Source organism: Pseudomonas sp. P39-UII1 (assembly GCF_039672635.1).
GTDB lineage: Bacteria > Pseudomonadota > Gammaproteobacteria > Pseudomonadales > Pseudomonadaceae > Aquipseudomonas.
In genome coordinates, this window is record NZ_JBDFPP010000047.1 from 1 (window position 1) to 3,081 (window position 3,081).

The 3,081-nt window shown below is 51.3% G+C and carries 1 rRNA gene; it reads right to left on the minus strand.

Annotated elements, in window-relative coordinates:
• Positions 1 to 26: 26 nt before the first annotated feature.
• A 23S ribosomal RNA gene (locus ABEH27_RS25615) occupies positions 27 to 2,918 on the minus strand.
• Positions 2,919 to 3,081: the final 163 nt, after the last annotated feature.

Genomic DNA, 3,081 nt, shown 5'->3' on the forward strand with positions numbered 1-3,081 from the left:
GCGCTAGCAAATTGCTTGGGTGTTATATGGTCAAGCCTCACGGGCAATTAGTATTGGTTAGCTCAACGCCTCACAGCGCTTACACACCCAACCTATCAACGTCGTAGTCTTCGACGGCCCTTTAGGGGATTCAAGATCCCAGTGAGATCTCATCTTGAGGCAAGTTTCCCGCTTAGATGCTTTCAGCGGTTATCTCTTCCGAACATAGCTACCCGGCAATGCCACTGGCGTGACAACCGGAACACCAGAGGTTCGTCCACTCCGGTCCTCTCGTACTAGGAGCAGCCCCTCTCAAATCTCAAACGTCCACGGCAGATAGGGACCGAACTGTCTCACGACGTTCTAAACCCAGCTCGCGTACCACTTTAAATGGCGAACAGCCATACCCTTGGGACCGGCTTCAGCCCCAGGATGTGATGAGCCGACATCGAGGTGCCAAACACCGCCGTCGATATGAACTCTTGGGCGGTATCAGCCTGTTATCCCCGGAGTACCTTTTATCCGTTGAGCGATGGCCCTTCCATACAGAACCACCGGATCACTAAGACCTACTTTCGTACCTGCTCGACGTGTTTGTCTCGCAGTCAAGCGCGCTTTTGCCTTTATACTCTACGACCGATTTCCGACCGGTCTGAGCGCACCTTCGTACTCCTCCGTTACTCTTTGGGAGGAGACCGCCCCAGTCAAACTACCCACCATACACTGTCCTCGATCCGGATAACGGACCTGAGTTAGAACCTCAAAGTTGCCAGGGTGGTATTTCAAGGATGGCTCCATGAGAACTGGCGTCCCCACTTCAAAGCCTCCCACCTATCCTACACAAGCAAATTCAAAGTCCAGTGCAAAGCTATAGTAAAGGTTCACGGGGTCTTTCCGTCTAGCCGCGGATACACTGCATCTTCACAGCGATTTCAATTTCACTGAGTCTCGGGTGGAGACAGCGCCGCCATCGTTACGCCATTCGTGCAGGTCGGAACTTACCCGACAAGGAATTTCGCTACCTTAGGACCGTTATAGTTACGGCCGCCGTTTACCGGGGCTTCGATCAAGAGCTTCGCTTGCGCTAACCCCATCAATTAACCTTCCGGCACCGGGCAGGCGTCACACCCTATACGTCCACTTTCGTGTTTGCAGAGTGCTGTGTTTTTAATAAACAGTCGCAGCGGCCTGGTATCTTCGACCGGCATGGGCTTACGGAGCAAGTCCTTCACCCTCACCGGCGCACCTTCTCCCGAAGTTACGGTGCCATTTTGCCTAGTTCCTTCACCCGAGTTCTCTCAAGCGCCTTGGTATTCTCTACCTAACCACCTGTGTCGGTTTGGGGTACGGTTCCCAGTTATCTGAAGCTTAGGAGCTTTTCTTGGAAGCATGGCATCAACCACTTCGTCGCCTAATGGCAACTCGTCATCAGCTCTCGGCCTTGAGATCCCGGATTTGCCTAAGATCTCAGCCTACCACCTTAAACTTGGACAACCAACGCCAAGCTGGCCTAGCCTTCTCCGTCCCTCCATCGCAATAACTGGAAGTACAGGAATATTAACCTGTTTTCCATCGACTACGCTTTTCAGCCTCGCCTTAGGGACCGACTAACCCTGCGTCGATTAACGTTGCGCAGGAAACCTTGGTCTTTCGGCGTGGGAGTTTTTCACTCCCATTGTCGTTACTCATGTCAGCATTCGCACTTCTGATACCTCCAGCAAGCTTCTCAACTCACCTTCACAGGCTTACAGAACGCTCCTCTACCGCATCACCAGAGGTGATACCCGTAGCTTCGGTGCATGGTTTGAGCCCCGTTACATCTTCCGCGCAGGCCGACTCGACTAGTGAGCTATTACGCTTTCTTTAAAGGGTGGCTGCTTCTAAGCCAACCTCCTAGCTGTCTAAGCCTTCCCACATCGTTTCCCACTTAACCATGACTTTGGGACCTTAGCTGACGGTCTGGGTTGTTTCCCTTTTCACGACGGACGTTAGCACCCGCCGTGTGTCTCCCATGCTCGGCACTTGTAGGTATTCGGAGTTTGCATCGGTTTGGTAAGTCGGGATGACCCCCTAGCCGAAACAGTGCTCTACCCCCTACAGTGATACATGAGGCGCTACCTAAATAGCTTTCGAGGAGAACCAGCTATCTCCGAGCTTGATTAGCCTTTCACTCCGATCCACAGGTCATCCGCTAACTTTTCAACGGTAGTCGGTTCGGTCCTCCAGTCAGTGTTACCTAACCTTCAACCTGCCCATGGATAGATCGCCCGGTTTCGGGTCTATACCCAGCGACTAAACGCCCTATTAAGACTCGCTTTCGCTACGCCTCCCCTATTCGGTTAAGCTCGCCACTGAATATAAGTCGCTGACCCATTATACAAAAGGTACGCAGTCACCTAACAAAGTAGGCTCCCACTGCTTGTACGCATACGGTTTCAGGATCTATTTCACTCCCCTCTCCGGGGTTCTTTTCGCCTTTCCCTCACGGTACTAGTTCACTATCGGTCAGTCAGTAGTATTTAGCCTTGGAGGATGGTCCCCCCATGTTCAGACAAAGTTTCTCGTGCTCCGTCCTACTCGATTTCATTGATAAGAGACTTTCGTGTACGGGGCTATCACCCACTATGGCCGCACTTTCCAGAGCGTTCCACTAATCTCAAACCAACTTAAGGGCTGGTCCCCGTTCGCTCGCCACTACTAAGGGAATCTCGGTTGATTTCTTTTCCTCAGGGTACTTAGATGTTTCAGTTCCCCTGGTTCGCCTCTTGCACCTATGTATTCAGTACAAGATACTCAGCTTGTGCTGAGTGGGTTCCCCCATTCAGAGATCTCTGGATCACAGTCTGTTTGCCGACTCCCCAAAGCTTATCGCAGGCTACCACGTCTTTCATCGCCTCTGACTGCCAAGGCATCCACCGTATGCGCTTCTTCACTTGACCATATAACCCCAAGCAATCTGGTTATACTGTGAAGACGACATTCGCCGAAAATTCGTAATGCAACATCACAAATTTTACCTTAGCCTGATCCACTACCAGTGAAAGTAGTGTTCAGTCTATTTCTATCACATATCCGAATTTTTAAAGAACGATCTGACAAAAG